The following is an 18703-nucleotide window of genomic DNA, read 5'->3' as shown; positions in this document are numbered from 1 at the left end:
AGCACCGAGAGTAGGCGCGCAGGCGCCTTCGGGGCGCGGCGCCGACGAGGAGACCGACGTGGACGACCTGATGACCCAGACCGTCACCCCCTCAGGCACGCAGCCCGACGGAGCGCCTGACCCGGTGACCCTCCCGCCCCAGGACGAAGGTCGACGCACCTACGTCATCGACACCTCGGTCCTGCTGTCCGACCCGCGGGCGGTGCTGCGCTTCAAGGAGCACGAGGTGGTCCTGCCCGTCGTCGTCGTGACCGAGCTCGAGGGCAAGCGGCACCACCCGGAGCTGGGGTACTTCGCCCGCACCGCGTTGCGCCTCCTCGACGACCTGCGCGTGCGGGCCGGCCGCCTCGACGCACCCGTCGCTGTCGGGGACGACGGCGGGACCCTGCGCGTCGAGCTCAATCACACCGACCCCGCCTCGCTGCCGTCGGGGTTCCGGCTCGGTGACAACGACACCCGCATCCTCGCGGTGGCCAAGAACCTCTCCCTCGAGGGCGCCGACGTCACGATCGTCTCCAAGGACCTGCCGATGCGCGTCAAGGCCTCCGCCGTCGGCCTGGACGCGCAGGAGTACCGCCACGAGCAGACTCGCGCCGACTCCGGGTGGACGGGGATGGCCGAGCTCGAGCTGAGTGGCGAGGAGGTCGACCACCTCTACGAGACCGGGCGCGTGGAGAACCTCGCCGCCGCCGAGATGCCCTGCCACACGGGGCTGAAGATCATCTCCGAGCGGGGCAACGCCCTCGGTCGCGTGGGTGCGGACAAGCAGGTGCGGCTCGTGCGCGGCGACCGTGACGCCTTCGGGCTGCACGGCCGCTCCGCCGAGCAGCGCATCGCCCTCGACCTGCTCCTCGACCCCGACGTCGGCATCGTCAGCCTCGGTGGTCGCGCCGGCACGGGCAAGAGCGCGCTGGCGATGTGTGCCGGTCTCGAGGCGGTCATGGAGCGCAGGCAGCACCGCAAGGTCGTCGTCTTCCGCCCGCTGTACGCCGTCGGCGGCCAGGAGCTGGGTTACCTGCCCGGCAGCGAGCAGGAGAAGATGGGGCCGTGGGCGCAGGCGGTCCACGACACCCTCGGCGCGGTCGTGTCCACGGAGGTCGTCGAGGAGATCCTCGACCGCGACATGCTCGAGGTGCTGCCGCTGACCCACATCCGCGGCCGCAGCCTCCACGATGCCTTCGTCATCGTCGACGAGGCGCAGAGCCTGGAGCGCAATGTCCTGCTCACCGTGATGTCCCGCATCGGGCAGAACTCCAAGATCGTGCTCACCCACGACGTGGCCCAGCGCGACAACCTGCGCGTCGGGCGCCACGACGGCGTCGCGGCGGTCATCGAGACGCTCAAGGGGCACCCGCTCTTCTCGCACATCACGCTCACCCGCAGTGAGCGCAGCCCGATCGCGGCGCTGGTGACCGACCTGCTCGAGGGCGGCGACGTGTGACCTCGGCCCCATGACGAGGGCGGTGTACTGAGGTGCGACGAAGGAGCCTCGAAGGGGGGTGCCCCGCCGCGAATCCATGGCGGCGGGGCGCCCCCTTCGTCCGTGGTTACCCGGGGGTTGGCGCCGAGGGCGGGGGTCGGCTAAGGTCTCGACTTGGTAACAGCGGGTTTAGCGCACCATGCCGGCCCGCATCAACAGCCACTCCCTCGGAGTGGCTGTCGTCATGGAAGGAGCTGGTGACGTGGGCTCGACGAGCTACACGCCACGGCACGGAGCACGGCACTCGGCGTCAGCGCGCCCGCGTCGTGGAGCAGCGGCCGTCCGAGCCGCCGTCCGTCGACCCGTCATCGGTGGTGCGGTCGTGATCGCCATGCTGGGTTCGCTCGGTGCCACCGTCGCCATCGGCGACCCGTCCGAGGCCAAGGACGTGGCCTCCGCCGCGCTGGCCGCTCCCCAGCAGGACGTCGCCGGCAGTGGTCCCGAGCGTGCGGGGTCGGACACCGCCGCCCAGGACGCCGCCCGCCTCGCCGAGAGCCGTCGCTCGGCCAATGTCTCCCGGAGCGCCTCGCGCGAGGAGGCACGCCTGGCCGCGGAGGAGAAGAAGGCCAAGGAGAGGAAGGCCGCGAGGGCGGCCAAGGCGAAGAAGGAGGCTGCGCGCGAGAAGAGGGAGGCCGCCAAGCCGGTCAGCGAGCGCGACTTCACCGACGCCCAGATCGCCCGGATCCAGGCCGACCCCAAGCCCTACGCCATCGAGCTGATGCGCGAGTACGGCTGGGACGACGGCCAGTGGAGCTGCCTCGAGCAGCTGTGGATCGGCGAGAGCGACTGGGAGTGGGACGCGACCAACTCCTCCTCCGGGGCCTACGGGATCCCGCAGTCCCTGCCCGCCAACAAGATGGCGTCCGCCGGCAACGACTGGAAGACCAACCCGATCACCCAGATCGACTGGGGTCTGAACTACATCAAGCTCAGCTACGGCAGCCCCTGCGGCGCGCTGGACTTCTGGAACAACCAGAACCCGCACTGGTACTGATCGAGCACCACCGCTCACGCGCCCAGCAGCACCCCGACGAACGCGCGGGGTCGGTCGGCCGCCGGAAGCGGGTCAGAGCTTGCGCAGCCGGATCCGGCGGACCTGGTGGTCCGCCCCCTTCGTCAGCACCAGGCTCGCCCGACCCCGCGTCGGCAGGACGTTGTCGACCAGGTTGGGCTGGTTGATCGTCTCGAAGATGTGCAGCGCGCGGGCCTCGGCCTGCTCGTCGGTCAGCTGCGCGTACCGGTGGAAGTAGGACTGCGGGTCGGCGAAGGAGGTCTGCCGCAGCCGCAGGAAGCGCTCGACGTACCACCGTCGGATGTCGTCGACCTTGGCATCGACGTAGACGGAGAAGTCGAAGAAGTCGCTGACGGCGAGCCCCGTGCGTCCGTCCTGACGGGCGCCGGGAGGCTGGAGGACGTTGAGTCCCTCGACGATGAGCACGTCCGGCTGCCGCACGACGATCTGCCCCTCCGGGACGATGTCGTAGGTCAGGTGCGAGTAGACCGGCGCGAAGACCTCGGGCTGGCCGGCCTTCACAGCCGACATGAAGCGCAGCAGCGCCCGACGGTCGTAGGACTCGGGGAATCCCTTGCGCTGCAGCAGGCCACGGCGCTCCAGCTCGGCGTTCGGCAGCAGGAAACCATCGGTGGTCACCAGGTCGACCTGGGGCGTGTCCGGCCAGCGCAGCATCAGCTCGCGCAGGATGCGGGCGGTCGTGGACTTGCCGACCGCGACCGACCCGGCGACGCCGATGACGAAGGGAGCCTTCGGCGGTCGCTCACCGAGGAAGGTGGACGTGGTCCGGTGCAGCCGCGTCGTGGCCGAGACGTAGAACGTCAGCAGCCGGGAGAGCGGGAGGTAGACCTCCTGGACCTCCTCGAGGTCGATGGGGTCGCTCAGACCCCTCAGCCGGGCCAGATCCCCCTCGTCGAGGTTGAGTGGGTGGTTCTCCCGCAGTCGGGCCCAGGCATCGCGGTCGAGCTCGACGAAGGGGGACGGCACGGTCACCGTGGCGGCGGAGGACGCGGAGGGCACAGCCTCATTGTGTCCCACGTGCTCCGGGCCCGGCACAGGGACGGTTAACCTGTCCCGCATGTGTGGAATCGTTGGATACGTCGGCCCCGACGCGGGCGCCCGCTCCCTGGACGTCGTGATGGAGGGGCTCTCCCGGCTCGAGTACCGCGGGTACGACTCTGCGGGCGTCGCCCTGGTCACGGGGGACACCGTGTTCGCGGAGAAGCGTGCGGGCAAGCTCGCCAACCTGCGGGCGGCACTGGAGTCCGAGGCGATCCCGGTGTCGACGACGGCCATCGGTCACACCCGCTGGGCCACCCACGGCGGGCCGACGGACGAGAACGCCCACCCGCACCGCGGCGGGGGCGACGGGAAGATCGCGGTCGTCCACAACGGCATCGTCGAGAACTTCCACGCACTCAAGGGTGAGCTGCTCGAGCAGGGCGTGGCCTTCACCTCCGAGACCGACACCGAGGTCGCCGCCCACATGCTGGCGGCCGCGTTCACCGAGACCGGTGACCTCACCGAGGCGATGCGCCGGGTGGTCAACCGACTCGAGGGCGCCTTCACCCTCCTGGCGGTGCACGCCGACCAGCCGGACGTCGTCGTGGCGGCCCGTCGTAACAGCCCGCTCGTCGTCGGCCTCGGCGAGGGGGAGAACTTCCTCGGCTCCGACGTGGCGGCCTTCATCGGCCACACCAAGCAGGCCGTCGAGCTCGAGCAGGACCAGATCGTCACGATCACCCCCGACGCCTACTCGGTGATCAACTTCGACGGCACCGACGGTGCGGGCCGCCCCTACGAGGTGACCTGGGACGCGGCTGCCGCGGAGAAGGGCGGCTTCGACACCTTCATGGAGAAGGAGATCCACGACCAGCCGAAGGCGGTCGGGGACACGCTGCTCGGTCGCACCGACGCCGAGGGCCGGCTCGTGCTCGACGAGGTGCGCATCGACGAGGAGAAGCTCCGGGCGATCGACCGCATCACGATCGTCGCCTGCGGGACCGCCGCCTACGCCGGCACGGTCGCCAAGTACGCCATCGAGCACTGGACCCGGATCCCGGTCGAGGTCGCCCTCGCCCACGAGTTCCGCTACTGCGACCCGATCGTCGACGAGCGCACCCTCGTGGTCTCGATCAGCCAGTCCGGCGAGACCGCCGACACCGCGATGGCGGTGCGCCACGCGCGCTCCCTCGGAGCGCTGACGGTCTCGGTCTGCAACACCCACGGGGCGACGATCCCGCGTGAGTCGGACGCCGTCCTCTACACGCACGCCGGTCCGGAGATCGCGGTCGCCTCGACCAAGGCCTTCCTCGCGCAGATCACCGCCTGCTACGTGCTGGGCCTCTACCTCGCGCAGCTGCGCGGCGAGACCTTCGCCGACGACGCCAGGTCCGTCATGGCGGAGCTGCACACGGTCCCGGACAAGATCGCCGAGCTGCTGACGACGATGGACCGGGTCGAGGAGATCGCCCGCTTCATGGCCGACACCCGCGCGGTGCTCTTCCTGGGGCGTCACGTCGGCTTCCCGATCGCGATGGAGGGGGCCCTGAAGCTCAAGGAGCTCGCCTACATCCACGCCGAGGGGTTCGCGGCCGGTGAGCTCAAGCACGGCCCCATCGCGCTCATCGAGCCCGGTCAGCCGGTCTTCATCGTCGTGCCGGGCCCCGACACGCCGAACGACCTGCACAAGAAGGTCGTCTCCAACATCCAGGAGATCCGCGCCCGCGGCGCCCGCACCATCGTCATCGCCCAGGAGGGCGACGAGGAGGTCGTCCCGTTCGCCGACGAGGTGATCCGGGTGCCGCACACCTCGCCGCTGCTCCAGCCGCTCCTGACCGTCGTGCCGCTGCAGGTCTTCGCCCTGCACCTGTCCACGGCCAAGGGGCTCGACGTCGACCAGCCGCGCAACCTCGCCAAGTCCGTCACCGTCGAGTGAAGGTCGGGGGAGCGCCGTGATCGTCGGGGTGGGGATCGACGTCGTCGACATGGTGCGTCTCGGCGCCCGTCTCGAGCGGACGCCGGGCCTGCGCGAGCGGGTCTTCACCGAGCGGGAGCGCGACCTGCCGCTGCGCTCCCTCGCGGCACGGTTCGCCGCCAAGGAGGCCACCGGCAAGGCGCTGTGCACACCCGGCGACCTGCCGTGGCAGGAGGCGGAGGTGACGAAGGGGGAGCACGGCGAGCCGGTCCTCGTGGTCACCGGCGCGGTCGCGGCCCGCGCCGAGCTGCTCGGCGTCACCCGCCTGCACATCTCCCTCAGTCACGACGGCGGCATCGCCACCGCGATCGTCATCGCCGAGTCCGCCTGACGTCCGTGGGGGAGTACGGTCACTGACGTGATCACCGGGTACTCAGTCGAGACGATCCGCCGGGCCGAGGATGCCCTTCCCGAGCTCCTCGAGAGCGGGGAGCTGATGGGCCGGGCCGCCAGGGGCCTCGCCCGGCTGACGAGCGGCCGCATGCGCGACCGCGGCTTCCGTCGGGTCACGGGTCTGGTCGGCCCGGGCAACAACGGTGCCGACACCCTCTACGCGATCGCCCGCCTGGCCCGACGCGGCTTCGATGCCACCGCCGTGTGCGTGGACCCCGAGTCCTCACCCACGGTGTCGGCGGCCGCCGAGCGGGCCCGCTCCCGGGGCGCCCGCGTCCTCACCGGGGACGGTGCCGAGGCGCTCACCGCGATCGCGCGGGCCGAGGTGGTCCTCGACGGCATCACCGGCATCGGCGGACGGCCGGGACTTCCCCCCTTCGCCCGGCCGTGGGTGGACGCGATCCCGGACCGCACCTGGGTGATCGCCGTCGACACCCCGAGCGGGCAGCCCGTCGACGGTGGGCCGGTCGTCGCGGACGCGGTCTTCGCGGACGAGACGGTGACCTTCGGGGCGCCCAAGGCCGTCCACCTGATGCCGTCGACCGAGCCGACCTGCGGGATCCTCACCGTCCTGGACATCGGCCTGGACCTCGAGGACGCCACCCCGATCGTCGTCCGGCTGACCCCGGACGACGTGCCCGCCCTCTGGCCCGTCCCGTCCGCAGAGGACGACAAGTACTCCCGCGGCGTGCTCGGTCTCATCGCCGGAGGCGCGCGGTACACGGGGGCCGCGGTGCTCGCGAGCACCGCGGCGGTGACGGCGGGGACCGGGATGGTTCGCTACGTCGGCCCGCAGGCGCCGACCGACCTCGTCCGACAGGCGGTCCCCGAGGCGGTCCCGGGCGAAGGGAGGGTGCAGGCCTGGTGCATCGGCTCCGGTCTGGACCCGGAGGCCACCGGCGAAGGGGCGGCGGAGCAGCTGGCCGCCGCGCGTGCGGCCCTCGCCTCCGACCTGCCGGTCGTCCTCGACGCGGGCGGCCTCGACCTCCTCGACGGGCCCCGCGGGGCGCCGACCCTCCTGACGCCGCACGCGGGGGAATGCGCCCGCGCGCTGACCCGACTGCGCGGCCGCACGACCGCCCTGACCCGGGCCGAGGTCGAGGCCGACCCGCTCGAGCACGCCAGGCTGCTCGCCCGGCTCACCGGCGCGACCGTCCTGCTCAAGGGTGCGGTCACCCACGTCGTCGACGCCGAGGGGCCGGTGCACGTGCACGACGACGCGCCCGCGTGGCTCGCCACGGCCGGGTCGGGGGACGTCCTCGCGGGGCTCGTGGGGACGCTGCTCGCCGCCGGCCTCGACCCGACGAGGGCCGCGTCACTCGGTGTGCTCGTGCACGGACGGGCCGCGGAGCACGCCAACCCCGGGGGCCCGGTGCGGGCGCTGGCCGTCGCGCACGCGATCGGGCCGACGGTCGCGGCCCTGCTGCGGTAGGCCGACTAGCCCAGCTCGGGGACCTCGCCCCAGGCCGGGTTGTCCTCCTCGCCGTCGTCGATCTGGATGTCCAGCCGCAGCTGCTCCGAGACCTCGTCCAGCGCGGTGCGCAGATCGGTGAGGTCGGCGTCCTCGGCCGCCCCCACGACCGCCGTCGCCTCGAAGAGCCGCTCGCCGCTCATCGGGGCATCGCTCGTGGAGGAGTGGAACTCCCGGATGCCCAGCCCCCGGTCGGCGAGCGCCCGGGTCACCTCGCGCACGATGCCGGGCTGGTCCTGGCCGATGGCGACCACGCGGACCGGGGCGTCACCCGGGTCCGCGGTCGCGGCGGTGGTCGCCGCCGTCACCTCGACGACGTCGACATCGCGCAGGTCGCGCACGGCGGCCGACAGGTCCTCGACCCGCTCGTCCTCGAGCTCGACCAGGACAGCCCCGGCGAAGGTGCCGCCCAGCCGGCCCATCTGGCTCTCCAGCCAGTTGCCGCCCTGCTCGGCGACGACGGCCGCGAGCTCGGTGACCAGTCCGGGGCGATCGGCGGCGATGAGGCTGACGACGACGGTGCGCATGCCTGTCAGGCTAGCGCCGTCGGGTCACCCGTACCTGATCTCGACGCGTCTGTTCTTGGCGCGGCCGCGGGGGTTGTCCTCCCCGCCCGTGCTGTTGGGCTCGACGGGATCGGCGCTGCCTCGTCCTCGTGCGGTGGTGTCCAGGTCGGGGCGGGCCCTGGTCACGGCCTCCTCCACGGCCCGGGCCCGCTCGGTCGACAGCCGTTGGTTGTAGTCCTCCTCGCCGACGTCATCGGTGTAGCCGGTGATCGTCACCGACGCGCCCTGCGGGATCTCCTCGACCACGTCACCGATGGCCCGCTGCGCACGGGAGCTGATCCTCGCCTCGTCGAAGGCGAAGAGGACGTCGCTGTTGAGGGCGATCGCCTCCGAGGAGACCTTCCGCTCGAGCGGGGTGATCTGCGACCGGATGTCGCTGGTGTTCGGCTGGAGGTCGTGCACCGAGGCCGCCAGCTGGGCGGGCGTGATCTCCGGCAGGTCGTCGACCCCGTCGCCGTGCGCCGGGACGGCGGCCAGGGGCAGGACGAGCAGGGCGGCGAGGGTCCCGGTGGTCGCCCGCGACCGCCGGCTCACTGGATGGTCACCCCGGTGAAGGCCGGGGCCCCGTCCGCCGGCTTGACCGTCACGGTCTCCACGTCCTGCGGGGGCGCTGCGAAGACGGCGTAGAGGTGGAGGGTCTGGCCGCCGCCGACCTTGGTGCCCAGTGGTCCGGTCCCGGTCGAGACGGAACCGGACTCGGAGTCGACGACGTCGTGGACCGTGAGGTTCGTCGTATCGATGATCTGGGGTGCCCATCGGGTGGTGGTCCACCCGTAGTAGCTCGTGGGCTCGCCCTTCTTCGGCGTGAAGCCGAGGTTGAGCACGAGCAGGTCGCCGTCGCGTCGCAACGAGAGCAGATCCAGGGTGATCTCGGTGGGCGCGTTGTTCGCGCCGCCGCCCGCCCCCGGCATCGTGACGCTGGCGATCGGCTCCGGTGGGTCGGTCGGGTCGACACCGGCCTGCTTGGCGGCCGCATCGAGCTCGGTACTCGTCTCGGAGTCGCCCGGCGAGGAGTCGGCCGGCGAGGCCTCGGCCGACGTGCTCGACGTCGACGACGCTGACTCCCCGCCCCCTTCGTCCTCGTTGCCGGCGCAGGCGGTGAGCATCGTGGCAACGGTGAGCGCGGCCAGCATCATGCGAGTGGTCTTCCCCATGCCCTGTGTCCTCCCGGTGGTGTCGGGAGAAGAGTAGCGAGGTGGGACCACTCCTCGCCCTCAGCCCTGCGCCGACTCCGCCCACCAGTTGATGCCGCCCTCGACGGCGTGCTCGTCGATCCGGGCCAGCTCCTCGTCGGTGAAGCCGGCCGAGTCCAGCGCGCCGAGGCTGTTCTCCAGCTGGGCGACGGTGCGTGCCCCGACCAGCACGGAGGTGATGCGCCGGTCGCGCAGCGCCCACGCCAGTGCCATCTGGGCGAGGGTCTGCCCGCGCTCGCCGGCGATGTCGTTGAGCGCGCGGATGTGCGCGAGGTTGTCCTCGGTCAGCTGTCCCGCGATACCGGTGCCCTCGCGACCGGCGCGGGAGTCCTCGGGGATCCCGCCGAGGTACTTGTCGGTCAGCAGCCCCTGGGCCAGGGGGGAGAAGGCGATCGCGCCCACGCCGAGATCCTCGATCGTGTCGAGCAGCTCGTCCTCGACCCAGCGGTTGAGCATCGAGTAGGAGGGCTGGTGGATCAGCAGCGGGGTGCCCATCTCGCGCAGGATCGCGTAGGCCTCCCGCGTGCGCTCCGGCCCGTAGGAGGAGATGCCCACGTAGAGCGCCTTGCCCTGACGCACCGCGGAGTCCAGCGCCCCCATCGTCTCCTCGAGCGGGGTGTCCGGGTCGAAACGGTGGCTGTAGAAGATGTCCACGTAGTCCAGACCCATCCGCTGCAGGGACTGGTCGAGCGAGGCGAGCAGGTACTTGCGTGATCCGCCGATCTGGCCGTACGGCCCCGGCCACATGTCCCAGCCGGCCTTGGTGGAGATGACCAGCTCGTCCCGGTACCGGCGCAGGTCCTCGGAGAGCACGGTGCCGAAGTTGCGCTCGGCGCTGCCGTAGGGAGGTCCGTAGTTGTTCGCCAGGTCGAAGTGGGTCACGCCCAGGTCGAAGGCCCGGCGCAGCACCGCCCGCTGGGTCGCCAGCGGCTCGTGGTCGCCGAAGTTGTGCCACAGGCCCAGCGAGATCGGCGGCAGCTGCAGCCCGGAGCGGCCGCAGCGCCGGTACTCGACGTCGTCGTAGCGGGCCGGGTCGGCCTGGTAGTCGTCCACGTGGTAGGTCATACCCCCATGGTGCACTGTCGCGGCAGGCATACACTCGTGCGGATACCCATGGACACCACAGCACCCCGCCCCGAGTCACCGACCACCGCCTCCTCCGCGACGCTGCCGCCCACGGCGTCGACGCACGGCCTGACCGCCTGGGCCGACATCGACCTCGGCGCCATCAGCGACAACGTCGCCCAGCTGGGTCGCCTCGCCGGTGACGCGGACGTCATGGCCGTGATCAAGGGCGACGCCTACGGCCACGGCCTCGTGCCCGTCGCCCACGCGGCGCTCGCCGGCGGCGCGACCTACCTCGCGATCGCCCAGCTGTCCGAGGCGATGGCTGCCCGGGCAGCAGGAGTGACCGCACCCGTGCTCACCTGGCTCTTCCCGCCCGGGGCCGACCTGGCCGCAGCGATCCGGGCCGACCTGACCCTCTCCGCGGGCGCACCCTGGGCGCTGGCCGAGATCGCCGCAGCCGCGCGCGGGCTGGGCACCACCGCCCGCGTCCACATCAAGGCCGACACCGGCCTGGGTCGCGGGGGCGCCTGGGCGGACGACCTCGCCTGGATGCTCGTCGAGGCCGCGCGCCTCGAGGCCGAGGGCGTCGTCGACGTCGAGGGGATCTTCTCCCACTTCGCGTACGCGGACGCGCCGGACCACCCCACCGTGCGGGCCCAGCAGGACACCTTCGTGGCGATCCTCGCCGACGCGGAGCGTGCCGGGCTGCGTCCGCGCATCCGCCACCTGGCCAACTCCGCGGCGACGCTGACCAACCCGTCCGCGCAGTTCGACATGGTGCGACCCGGGGTCTCGATCTACGGGCTCTCGCCGGTTCCCGACCTCGGCGGCCCGACCCACTTCGGGCTGCGCGAGGCGATGCGGGTGACCGCCCGCCTGATCAACGTCAAGACCGCAGGGGCCGGGCAGGGCATCTCCTACGGCCACCAGTACACGACGAAGGGGGAGACCCGGCTGGGTCTCGTCCCGCTCGGCTACGCGGACGGCATCCCGCGCCACGCGGGCAACGTGGGGCCGGTGCAGGCCGACGGGCGGCAGTTCACGGTGGCCGGCCGGGTCTGCATGGACCAGTTCGTCCTCGACCTCGGGCCGGGCAGCACCGCTGCCGCGGGGGACGAGGTGGTCGTCTTCGGCCGGGAGGCCGACGGTGAGCCGACGGCCCAGGACTGGGCCGCCGCCATCGACACGATCAACTACGAGATCGTCACCCGCCTCGGGGCCCGCGTCCCGCGCCGATACCTGGGAGGACGCTGATGGCCGGCACCGCGAAGGACCCGGGCGGCACGGACCCGACGACGAGGCGTGCCGGCCACGCCGCCGCCACCGGCGTCGGGCTCGCCGCCGCGCTCGTGGGAGGGGCCGCGATCGCCGGGGCCGGTCTCGCGGGTCGCACGGCGGCGCGCCGCTCGCGAGCGAACGCCGTCACCGCCCCCGACAAGGTGCACGTCTTCCCCTTCGAGGCCGACAAGATCCTCGCGGTGCCCGCCAGCGACGGTGTCGTGCTGCACGTCGAGGTCGACGAGCCGGAGGGGTGGGCCGACAGCGGCCGTCCGACCGTCGTCCTCGTGCACGGCTTCGTGCTCAATCTCAGCTCCTGGATCCACCAGCGCCGCGAGCTCGTCGACGCCGGGTACCGCGTGGTCAGCTACGACCAGCGCAACCACGGCCGCTCCGAGCACGGCGACCTCGCCTCCTGCGTCATCGACCAGCTCGGCCGGGACCTGCGGGCCGTCATCGACGCGACGAGCCCGGAGGGGGACCTCGTCCTCGTCGGCCACTCCATGGGTGGCATGACGATCATGAGCTTCGCCGGGCGGTACCCGCAGCTCACCCGCGACCGGGTCGTCGGCGCGGCGCTCATCGCGACGAGTGCCGGTGGGGACAGCCTCGTCCAGCTCGGCCTCGGGCAGCGCTTCGACCGCATCATCGCTGCGATCGGTCCGGGCGTCCTGGCCAACCTCTCCAACCGCGACGGCCTGTGGGGCGGCGCCCGGGCAGCCGGTCGCGGCATCGAGTCCTGGGCGGTGCAGAAGTACGCCTTCGGTACCGAGATGCCCAGAGACCTGCTGCGGCAGGTCGCGACGATGGTCTTCGGCACCCGGCTGGACGCCATCGGCGCCTTCCTGCCCGAGCTGGACACCCTCGACATCCGCGACGCGCTGCCGGCCCTGGTGGAGACACCCGTGCTCATCGTCGCCGGGTCCCGCGACGTCCTGACCCCGCCGGCGCACAGTGACCGGCTCGCGGAGGCGCTGCCGGCCGCGGAGCTCGTCGTCGTCCCCGGGGTCGGCCACGTCCTCCAGCTGGAGCGACCCGGGGCCGTCACCGATGCGATCTTCGGCCTGCTCGAGCGGCCCCACGGCGAGGACGCCGCGCGGGACGCGAAGCGGGCGAAGGGAGCCGTCCGGGAGGACACGGCATGACGCTGGTGCTGCCCGACGCCGACGCGACCGTCGACGTCGGCCGCCGACTCGCCGGTCTGCTGCGCGCGGGCGACCTCGTGGTGCTCACCGGGGGCCTCGGCGCCGGCAAGACCACCCTCACCCGGGGCCTGGGGGAGGGCCTGGGCGTGCGCGGGCCGGTCACCTCACCGACCTTCGTCATCGCCCGGATCCACCCCTCGCTCGGCGAGGGGCCCGAGCTGGTCCACGCGGACGCCTACCGACTCGGCGGCATCGCGGAGCTGGACGACCTCGACCTCGACGCGGACCTCGATGACGCCGTGACGGTCGTCGAGTGGGGTGCGGGCCTGGCGGAGGGACTGGCCGAGGACCGCCTCGAGATCACCCTCGTCGCCGACCCCGCGACCGAGGAGCGCACCATGGGCGTGCACGCCGTCGGCCCCCGGTGGGACGGCGTCGCGATCGAGGCGCTGCTGGCGCCCGGCGAAGGGAGCAGGCGATGAGGATCCTCGCGATGGACACGGCCACCTCGGCCATCACCGTGGCGGTGCACGACGGCGGGCAGGTCCTCGCCTCCCGGAGCACGGTCGATGCGCGCCGGCACACCGAGCTCCTCGCGCCGCTGCTCATCGGGGTCATGAGGGCCGCCGGTACCGCCGCCGAGGAGGTCACCCACGTGGCCGTCGGAACCGGCCCCGGCCCCTTCACCGGACTTCGCGTCGGCCTCGTCACCGCGCGGACCTTCGCCCACGCCAGGGGGATCAGCGTGCACGGTGTGTGCTCACTCGACGCCCTGGCGGGTGCGGCAGCGACCGGCGGCCACGAGGGCGAGCTGCTCGTCGCCACGGACGCCCGTCGCAAGGAGGTCTACTGGGCCCGCTACCGCTGCACCGACGGCGCCATCGAGCGGCTGGGCGACCCCGCCGTGGACAAGCCCGCCGACCTGCCGGACGCCGTCCGCGCCCTGCCGACCGCCGGCCGCGGCCCCCTTCTCTACCCGGAGCTGCTGCCGCACGGCACCGGCCTCCTCGACGTCGACGCCGGTGCCCTGGCCACGCTCGCGGCACAGCGCATCACGGCGGGCGAGGCCATGCCGGTCGAGCCGCTCTACCTGCGCCGTCCCGACGCGATGGTCCCGTCCGCGCCGAAGCCGGCCACCGCCCCGCGCCAGCAGCAGCAGCGACGCCGTCCCGACCGGCGGGCCGAGCAGGCCCAGCAGTGAGCGCCGCGGCAGCCCCGGGGACGACGACCGTGCGCGAGGTGCGCTGGCAGGACCTCGAGCAGCTCGCGGACCTGGAGACCGAGCTCTTCGGCGCCGAGGCCTGGAGCCTCGCCTCGTGGTGGGGCGAGCTCGCCGGGCGTCCCCGCCGCGAGTACCTCCTCGCGGAGGACGAAGGGGGCGTGGCCGGCTACGCCGGCCTCGACCACGGCGGGGAGGTCAGCGACGTCATGACCATCGCCGTCCTGCCCCGGGCCCGCCGCACCGGCCTCGGTCGTCGCCTCCTCGAGGAGCTCGTCGACCGCTCCGTCCGCGCCGGCGCCCAGCGGCTCCTGCTCGAGGTCCGCGAGGACAACACGGCCGCCCGGGCGCTGTACGCGGCCCGCGGCTTCGAGCTGCTGCAGACCAGAGCCCGGTACTACCCGGGTGGGGTGGACGCCCTCGTCCTCGCCCTCGACCTGACCTAGGGAAATGCCATGAGTGACGCCGTGACCGAGCAGCCCCTCGTCCTGGGCATCGAGACCTCGTGCGACGAGACCGGTGTCGGCATCGTCCGCGGCACCGAGCTGCTCGTCGACGCCATCGCCTCGAGCGTCGACGAGCACGCGCGATTCGGCGGGGTCGTGCCGGAGGTCGCCTCCCGTGCACACCTCGAGGCCATGGTCCCGATGATCGAGAAGGCCTGCCGCGAGTCGGGCGTGGCGCTCGCGGACCTCGACGGCGTCGCCGTGACCGCCGGTCCGGGTCTGGCCGGGGCGCTCATGGTCGGGGTCGCCTCCGCCAAGGCGCTGTCGGTCGCCCTGGGCATCCCGCTCTACGGGGTCAACCACCTCGCCAGCCACGTGGCCGTGGACATCGTCGAGCACGGCCCGCTGCCGGAGCCGACGATGGCCATGCTCGTCAGCGGCGGGCACTCCTCCCTCCTACTCGTCCCGGACGTCACCCACGACATCCGCAGTCTCGGCGCGACGATCGACGACGCGGCGGGGGAGGCCTTCGACAAGGTCGCCAGGGTGCTCGGGCTGCCCTTCCCGGGCGGCCCGCACATCGACCGCGCCGCGAGCGACGGGCAGATCACCATCGACTTCCCACGGGGGCTCTCCAGCCGCAGGGACATGGAGCGTCACCGCTTCGACTTCTCCTTCTCCGGGCTGAAGACCGCCGTGACCCGTTGGGTGGAGGCCGAGCGGGCAGCCGGGCGTGACGTGCCCGTCGGCGACGTCGCGGCGTCCTTCCAGGAGGCGGTCACCGACGTGCTGACCCGCAAGGCCGTGCTCGCCTGCCGCGAGCACGACGTGGCCGCCCTGCAGATCGGCGGCGGCGTCGCCGCCAACAGCAGGTTGCGCGAGATGGCGCGGCAACGGTGCGAGGAGGCGGGGGTCGCACTGCGCGTCCCACGCCGTAGCCTGTGCACCGACAACGGCGCCATGGTCGCCAGCCTCGGGGCCCAGCTGATGCTCAAGGGCCGCCCGGCGAGCGACCCGTCGTTGCCCGCGGACAGCTCGCTACCCGTCACCGACGTGCGCACCGGTCTGCCCGTGGAGGTCGACCACGACCACTGACGTCGCGTTCCATTCGTGTCACGAAGGGCGCGTCGATGTGGTTCCGGTCGCGCAAGGATGATTCCGTAAGGAATGAGTCATCCCGCGGTCAGGGAACGCCAACCCTGCCCGGGATGAAGACGAGCACTGAGGAGACGTGTGGCTGCGATCACCGCAAGCAATCTGTACAAGGTCTTCGGGCGGCGCCCCGAGAGAGGGGTCCAGGCCCTCCAGCAGGGCGCCGACCGCGACGAGTTGCGCGCCCTGGGCCTGACCCCCGCCGTCATCGATGCCTCCTTCTCGGTGGACCCGGGAGAGATCTTCGTCGTCATGGGCCTGTCCGGCTCGGGCAAGTCGACCCTCATCCGGATGGTCAACGGACTGCTGCAGCCGACCTCGGGCGAGGTCCACATCGGTGACACCAACGTCACCCGGGCGAAGGGGGAGAGCCTGCGCCGGGTGCGACGCGAGCACGTGAGCATGGTCTTCCAGCACTTCGCGCTGCTGCCGCACCGCACCGTCGGGGAGAACGCCGCCTACGCGTTGGAGGTCCAGGGCGTCAACCGCGCCGACCGCGAGCGGCGGGCCGAGGAGGCCCTGAAGATGGTCGACCTCGGCGGCTGGGGCGCCTACCGGCCGGACGAGATGTCCGGCGGCATGCGCCAGCGCGTCGGCCTCGCCCGCGCCCTCGCCGCGGAGACCGACATCATGCTCATGGACGAGGCCTTCAGCGCCCTCGACCCGCTGATCCGCCGGGAGATGCAGGACAAGCTCGTCGAGCTGCAGAACCAGCTCGACAAGACGGTCCTCTTCATCACCCACGACCTCAACGAGGCGATGCGCCTGGGCGATCGGATCGCGATGATGCGCGCCGGGCGGATCGAGCAGATCGGCACGGCCGAGCAGATCCTCAACGACCCGGCCAACAACTACGTCGCGCAGTTCGTCCAGGACGTCGACCGCAGCCGGGTCATCACGGCCGACGGGATCATGGAGACCCCGCCGGTGGTCGTCGGGCCGGAGCAGGGGCCCCTCGCCGCACAGAAGCTCATGCGCGAGACCCAGACCTCCTGGCTCGTCGTCGTCGGCCGCGACCGCACCCTCGTCGGTCTGGTCCACGAGGGCGATGTGGCCAGGGCGGTGCGCGAGCGCAGCGACCTGCTGCCGGTCATCCCGCGTGATCGGGTGCCCACGGCCTCCACCGACACCCTGCTCGCGGACATGTTCCGCGACGCCTCCGACGCCAACAGCCCCGTCGTCGTCGTCGACGACGAGGACCGGGTCCTCGGCACAGTCCCGCACGTGACCCTGCTGGCGGCGGCGTCGAGCGGGCAGGACGTCCCCCCACCGCCCGACCACGTCGTCCCCCCACCCGGTGAGCACGACGGGGAGCCGGCGATGACGGGGGAGGTGCAGTGATGGAGGAGGACTCGATCTTCCCCAGGGTTCCGGTCGGCCAGTGGGCCGAGTCGATCATCGACTGGCTGACCACCAACGTCGCCGCGCTCTTCGACTTCATCGATCTCACGGTGGGGTGGCTCGTGGACACGCTGAACGCAGCGCTGCTGTCGCCGCCGTCCATCGTGATCATCCTCGTGCTCACCCTCATCGCCTGGCTGGTGCGCTCCTGGCAGTTCGCCGTCGCCACCCCGGTCGGCTTCGCGCTGGTGGCCGGTATGGGGCAGTGGGAGAACGCGATGCTCACCCTGTCGCTGGTCATCATCGCCACCATGGTCGCCGTCGTCATCGCGGTGCCCATCGGCATCGCGGCCGCTCGCAGCGCGTGGGTGAGCGGTGCGGTGCGTCCGTTGCTGGACTTCATGCAGACGATGCCCGCCTTCGTCTACCTCATCCCGGCGATCATCTTCTTCAGCGTCGGCGCAGTCCCCGGTGTCGTCGCCACGGTGATCTTCTCGCTGCCGCCGGGCGTGCGCCTGACCGAGCTGGGGATCCGACAGGTCGACTCGGAGACCGTCGAGGCCGGCGCGGCCTTCGGTGCCACACCGCGCCAGATCCTACGGGGGATCCAGCTGCCGCTGGCCACGCCGACGATCATGGCCGGCATCAACCAGGTGATCATGCTCGCGCTGTCGATGGTCGTCATCGCCGGCATGGTCGGTGCCGACGGGCTCGGCAAGGAGGTCGTCTCCGCCATCTCCACCCTGAACATCCCCCTCGGCGTGGAGGCCGGTCTGGGTGTGGTGATCCTCGCCATCTTCCTCGACCGCACGACCGCCGCCCTCGGCAACCCCGGGGACTACCCCGGTTCCCTCCGACGCATCGTGCAGCGGGCCACCAACCGTTCGTAACCAGACCGGCTCGCGCCGGTGACCATCGACACCACCGCCACGGCGGTGACGTCACACGAAAGGACAAGAGATGAACAAGCGACTCAGCCGCAAGGCGCTCGCGGCGACAGCCGCCTCGACCCTGGCCCTCACGCTCGCCGCGTGCGGGGACAGCGGCGACGGGGACTCCGGCTCCGGGGGAGGCGGGGAGAGCAAGGGCACCATCACCATGGGCTTCATCCCGTCGTGGACCGACGGCCTGTCGACCGCGTACCTCCTCGAGGACCAGCTGACCAAGGCCGGTTACGAGGTGGAGATGCAGACCCTGACCGAGGCCGGGCCGCTGTACACCGCCCTGGCCAAGGGCGACGTCGACATGTACCCCTCCGCGTGGCCGGAGGTGACCCACGCGGCGTACATGGAGGAGTACGGCGAGGACATCGAGGACATCGGCGCGTACTACGACAACGCGAAGCTGACCCTGGCGGTGCCGGAGTACAGCGAGATGCAGTCCATCGCCGACCTGCCGGACCACGCCCAGCAGCTCGACGGGAAGATCATCGGCATCGAGCCGGGTGCGGGCCTGACGAAGGCGACGAAGGAGAGCGTCATCCCGGAGTACGGCCTCGGGCAGGACTTCGAGCTCGTCACCTCGTCGACGACCGGCATGCTCGCCGAGCTGAAGAAGGCGACGGACGCCAAGGAGGAGATCGTCGTCACCCTGTGGCGTCCCTTCTGGGCCAACAGCGCCTTCCCGGTGCGTGACCTGAAGGACCCCAAGGGTGCGCTCGGTGAGTCCGAGGCCCTGCACTTCCTGGGCACCAAGGGCTTCTCCGACGAGTACTCCGAGGCGGCCGACCTCATCGAGGGCATCAAGCTCGATGACGAGGAGTACGGCTCGCTCGAGGACATGGTCGTCAACGAGTACGGCGAGGGCAAGGAAGCCGAGGCCATCGACGCCTGGATCGAGGAGAATCCCGAGGCGTTCGAGACCGAGCTGACCGAGGAGCAGTAAGCGTCCTCCGGCAACGAACGAGCCCCTGGCGTCTTGGCGCCAGGGGCTCGTCGTGGTCCGCGGGAAGCGGTGAGCGGG

Annotated in this window: 19 protein-coding genes; 14 read left to right on the top strand and 5 right to left on the bottom strand. The window is 71.9% G+C overall.

Annotation, left to right across the window (positions count from 1 at the left end; translation table 11 throughout):
• Positions 1 to 58: 58 nt before the first annotated feature.
• Positions 59 to 1441 (top strand): PhoH family protein, encoded by a 1383-nt coding sequence (locus PVE36_RS11895; protein WP_277452612.1) that lies wholly within the window; start codon positions 59 to 61, stop codon positions 1439 to 1441.
• Between the two features lie 370 nt (positions 1442 to 1811).
• Positions 1812 to 2474, top strand: a complete 663-nt coding sequence (locus tag PVE36_RS11890) for a hypothetical protein (RefSeq protein ID WP_277455826.1) — start codon at positions 1812 to 1814, stop codon at positions 2472 to 2474.
• Between the two features lie 72 nt (positions 2475 to 2546).
• Here the strand turns inward: PVE36_RS11890 and coaA are convergent, their stop codons facing one another.
• The gene (gene coaA / locus PVE36_RS11885; protein WP_277452610.1) at positions 2547 to 3512 is read right to left on the bottom strand and encodes a type I pantothenate kinase; all 966 of its coding nucleotides are present in this window, start codon (positions 3510 to 3512) and stop codon (positions 2547 to 2549) included.
• Positions 3513 to 3570: 58 nt separating this feature from the next.
• Here coaA and glmS point away from each other — a divergent pair, with 58 nt between their 5' ends.
• From glmS to PVE36_RS11870, 3 genes are read left to right on the top strand one after another with little or no spacing between them, the layout of a single operon-like run.
• On the top strand, positions 3571 to 5430 hold the full coding sequence (glmS, locus tag PVE36_RS11880; RefSeq protein ID WP_277452609.1) for a glutamine--fructose-6-phosphate transaminase (isomerizing): 1860 nt from the start codon (positions 3571 to 3573) through the stop codon (positions 5428 to 5430).
• Between the two features lie 16 nt (positions 5431 to 5446).
• Entirely contained in the window at positions 5447 to 5800 is a 354-nt protein-coding gene (locus PVE36_RS11875) for a holo-ACP synthase (protein WP_277452606.1), read from the top strand.
• 27 nt (positions 5801 to 5827) lie between these two features.
• The gene (locus PVE36_RS11870) at positions 5828 to 7294 is read left to right on the top strand and encodes a bifunctional ADP-dependent NAD(P)H-hydrate dehydratase/NAD(P)H-hydrate epimerase (RefSeq protein WP_277452604.1); all 1467 of its coding nucleotides are present in this window, start codon (positions 5828 to 5830) and stop codon (positions 7292 to 7294) included.
• A 5-nt stretch (positions 7295 to 7299) separates the two neighbouring features.
• Here PVE36_RS11870 and PVE36_RS11865 read toward each other — a convergent pair whose 3' ends face one another.
• From PVE36_RS11865 to mgrA, 4 genes are read right to left on the bottom strand one after another with little or no spacing between them, the layout of a single operon-like run.
• A complete protein-coding gene (locus PVE36_RS11865; RefSeq protein WP_277452603.1) occupies positions 7300 to 7860 on the bottom strand; it encodes an ACT domain-containing protein in 561 nt (186 codons plus the stop codon).
• Between the two features lie 24 nt (positions 7861 to 7884).
• Complete coding sequence (locus tag PVE36_RS11860) at positions 7885 to 8433, bottom strand: OmpA family protein (RefSeq protein WP_277452602.1); 549 nt, start codon at positions 8431 to 8433, stop codon at positions 7885 to 7887.
• Positions 8430 to 9053, bottom strand: coding sequence for a hypothetical protein (locus PVE36_RS11855; RefSeq protein ID WP_277452601.1), 624 nt, complete (start codon positions 9051 to 9053; stop codon positions 8430 to 8432). The genes PVE36_RS11860 and PVE36_RS11855 overlap by 4 nt, the downstream gene beginning before the upstream one ends.
• A 60-nt stretch (positions 9054 to 9113) precedes the next feature.
• Positions 9114 to 10157, bottom strand: coding sequence for an L-glyceraldehyde 3-phosphate reductase (mgrA, locus tag PVE36_RS11850; RefSeq protein WP_277452600.1), 1044 nt, complete (start codon positions 10155 to 10157; stop codon positions 9114 to 9116).
• 48 nt (positions 10158 to 10205) lie between these two features.
• Between mgrA and alr the strand changes: the two genes are divergently transcribed.
• The 9 genes from alr (at position 10206) to PVE36_RS11805 (ending at position 18625) form a co-directional block, all read left to right on the top strand.
• Positions 10206 to 11414: an alanine racemase gene (gene alr / locus PVE36_RS11845; RefSeq protein ID WP_277452598.1), complete on the top strand. Its 1209-nt coding sequence runs from the start codon at positions 10206 to 10208 to the stop codon at positions 11412 to 11414.
• A complete protein-coding gene (locus PVE36_RS11840) occupies positions 11414 to 12583 on the top strand; it encodes an alpha/beta hydrolase (RefSeq protein WP_277452597.1) in 1170 nt (389 codons plus the stop codon). The genes alr and PVE36_RS11840 overlap by 1 nt, the downstream gene beginning before the upstream one ends.
• Positions 12580 to 13065 carry a tRNA (adenosine(37)-N6)-threonylcarbamoyltransferase complex ATPase subunit type 1 TsaE gene (gene tsaE, locus PVE36_RS11835; protein ID WP_277452596.1) on the top strand — a complete coding sequence of 162 codons (486 nt, stop codon included), beginning with the start codon at positions 12580 to 12582 and terminating at the stop codon, positions 13063 to 13065. The genes PVE36_RS11840 and tsaE overlap by 4 nt, the downstream gene beginning before the upstream one ends.
• Positions 13062 to 13784: a tRNA (adenosine(37)-N6)-threonylcarbamoyltransferase complex dimerization subunit type 1 TsaB gene (tsaB, locus tag PVE36_RS11830; protein ID WP_277452595.1), complete on the top strand. Its 723-nt coding sequence runs from the start codon at positions 13062 to 13064 to the stop codon at positions 13782 to 13784. Before tsaE ends, tsaB begins: the two co-directional genes overlap by 4 nt.
• Complete coding sequence (rimI, locus tag PVE36_RS11825) at positions 13781 to 14248, top strand: ribosomal protein S18-alanine N-acetyltransferase (RefSeq protein ID WP_277452593.1); 468 nt, start codon at positions 13781 to 13783, stop codon at positions 14246 to 14248. Before tsaB ends, rimI begins: the two co-directional genes overlap by 4 nt.
• Before the next feature lie 9 nt (positions 14249 to 14257).
• Positions 14258 to 15343, top strand: a complete 1086-nt coding sequence (tsaD, locus tag PVE36_RS11820) for a tRNA (adenosine(37)-N6)-threonylcarbamoyltransferase complex transferase subunit TsaD (RefSeq protein ID WP_277452592.1) — start codon at positions 14258 to 14260, stop codon at positions 15341 to 15343.
• Positions 15344 to 15481: 138 nt separating this feature from the next.
• Complete coding sequence (locus tag PVE36_RS11815; RefSeq protein ID WP_277452591.1) at positions 15482 to 16741, top strand: betaine/proline/choline family ABC transporter ATP-binding protein; 1260 nt, start codon at positions 15482 to 15484, stop codon at positions 16739 to 16741.
• Positions 16741 to 17631, top strand: coding sequence for a proline/glycine betaine ABC transporter permease (locus PVE36_RS11810; RefSeq protein ID WP_277452589.1), 891 nt, complete (start codon positions 16741 to 16743; stop codon positions 17629 to 17631). Before PVE36_RS11815 ends, PVE36_RS11810 begins: the two co-directional genes overlap by 1 nt.
• 70 nt (positions 17632 to 17701) lie before the next feature.
• Positions 17702 to 18625, top strand: a complete 924-nt coding sequence (locus PVE36_RS11805) for a glycine betaine ABC transporter substrate-binding protein (RefSeq protein ID WP_277452585.1) — start codon at positions 17702 to 17704, stop codon at positions 18623 to 18625.
• Positions 18626 to 18703 lie beyond the last annotated feature (78 nt).

This window comes from Janibacter sp. DB-40 (assembly GCF_029510815.1).
GTDB lineage: Bacteria > Actinomycetota > Actinomycetes > Actinomycetales > Dermatophilaceae > Janibacter.
This window is presented reverse-complemented; position numbering and strand designations above follow the sequence as displayed.

Coding starts and splice junctions, on each gene's coding strand:
- tsaD (WP_277452592.1), top strand. CDS start 14,258: ATGAGTGACGCCGTGACCGAGCAGCCCCTCGTCCTGGGCATCGAGACC.
- PVE36_RS11840 (WP_277452597.1), top strand. CDS start 11,414: ATGGCCGGCACCGCGAAGGACCCGGGCGGCACGGACCCGACGACGAGG.
- tsaB (WP_277452595.1), top strand. CDS start 13,062: ATGAGGATCCTCGCGATGGACACGGCCACCTCGGCCATCACCGTGGCG.
- PVE36_RS11805 (WP_277452585.1), top strand. CDS start 17,702: ATGAACAAGCGACTCAGCCGCAAGGCGCTCGCGGCGACAGCCGCCTCG.
- mgrA (WP_277452600.1), bottom strand. CDS start 10,157: ATGACCTACCACGTGGACGACTACCAGGCCGACCCGGCCCGCTACGAC.
- glmS (WP_277452609.1), top strand. CDS start 3,571: ATGTGTGGAATCGTTGGATACGTCGGCCCCGACGCGGGCGCCCGCTCC.
- tsaE (WP_277452596.1), top strand. CDS start 12,580: ATGACGCTGGTGCTGCCCGACGCCGACGCGACCGTCGACGTCGGCCGC.
- PVE36_RS11865 (WP_277452603.1), bottom strand. CDS start 7,860: ATGCGCACCGTCGTCGTCAGCCTCATCGCCGCCGATCGCCCCGGACTG.
- alr (WP_277452598.1), top strand. CDS start 10,206: ATGGACACCACAGCACCCCGCCCCGAGTCACCGACCACCGCCTCCTCC.
- PVE36_RS11810 (WP_277452589.1), top strand. CDS start 16,741: ATGGAGGAGGACTCGATCTTCCCCAGGGTTCCGGTCGGCCAGTGGGCC.
- PVE36_RS11855 (WP_277452601.1), bottom strand. CDS start 9,053: ATGGGGAAGACCACTCGCATGATGCTGGCCGCGCTCACCGTTGCCACG.
- PVE36_RS11890 (WP_277455826.1), top strand. CDS start 1,812: ATGCTGGGTTCGCTCGGTGCCACCGTCGCCATCGGCGACCCGTCCGAG.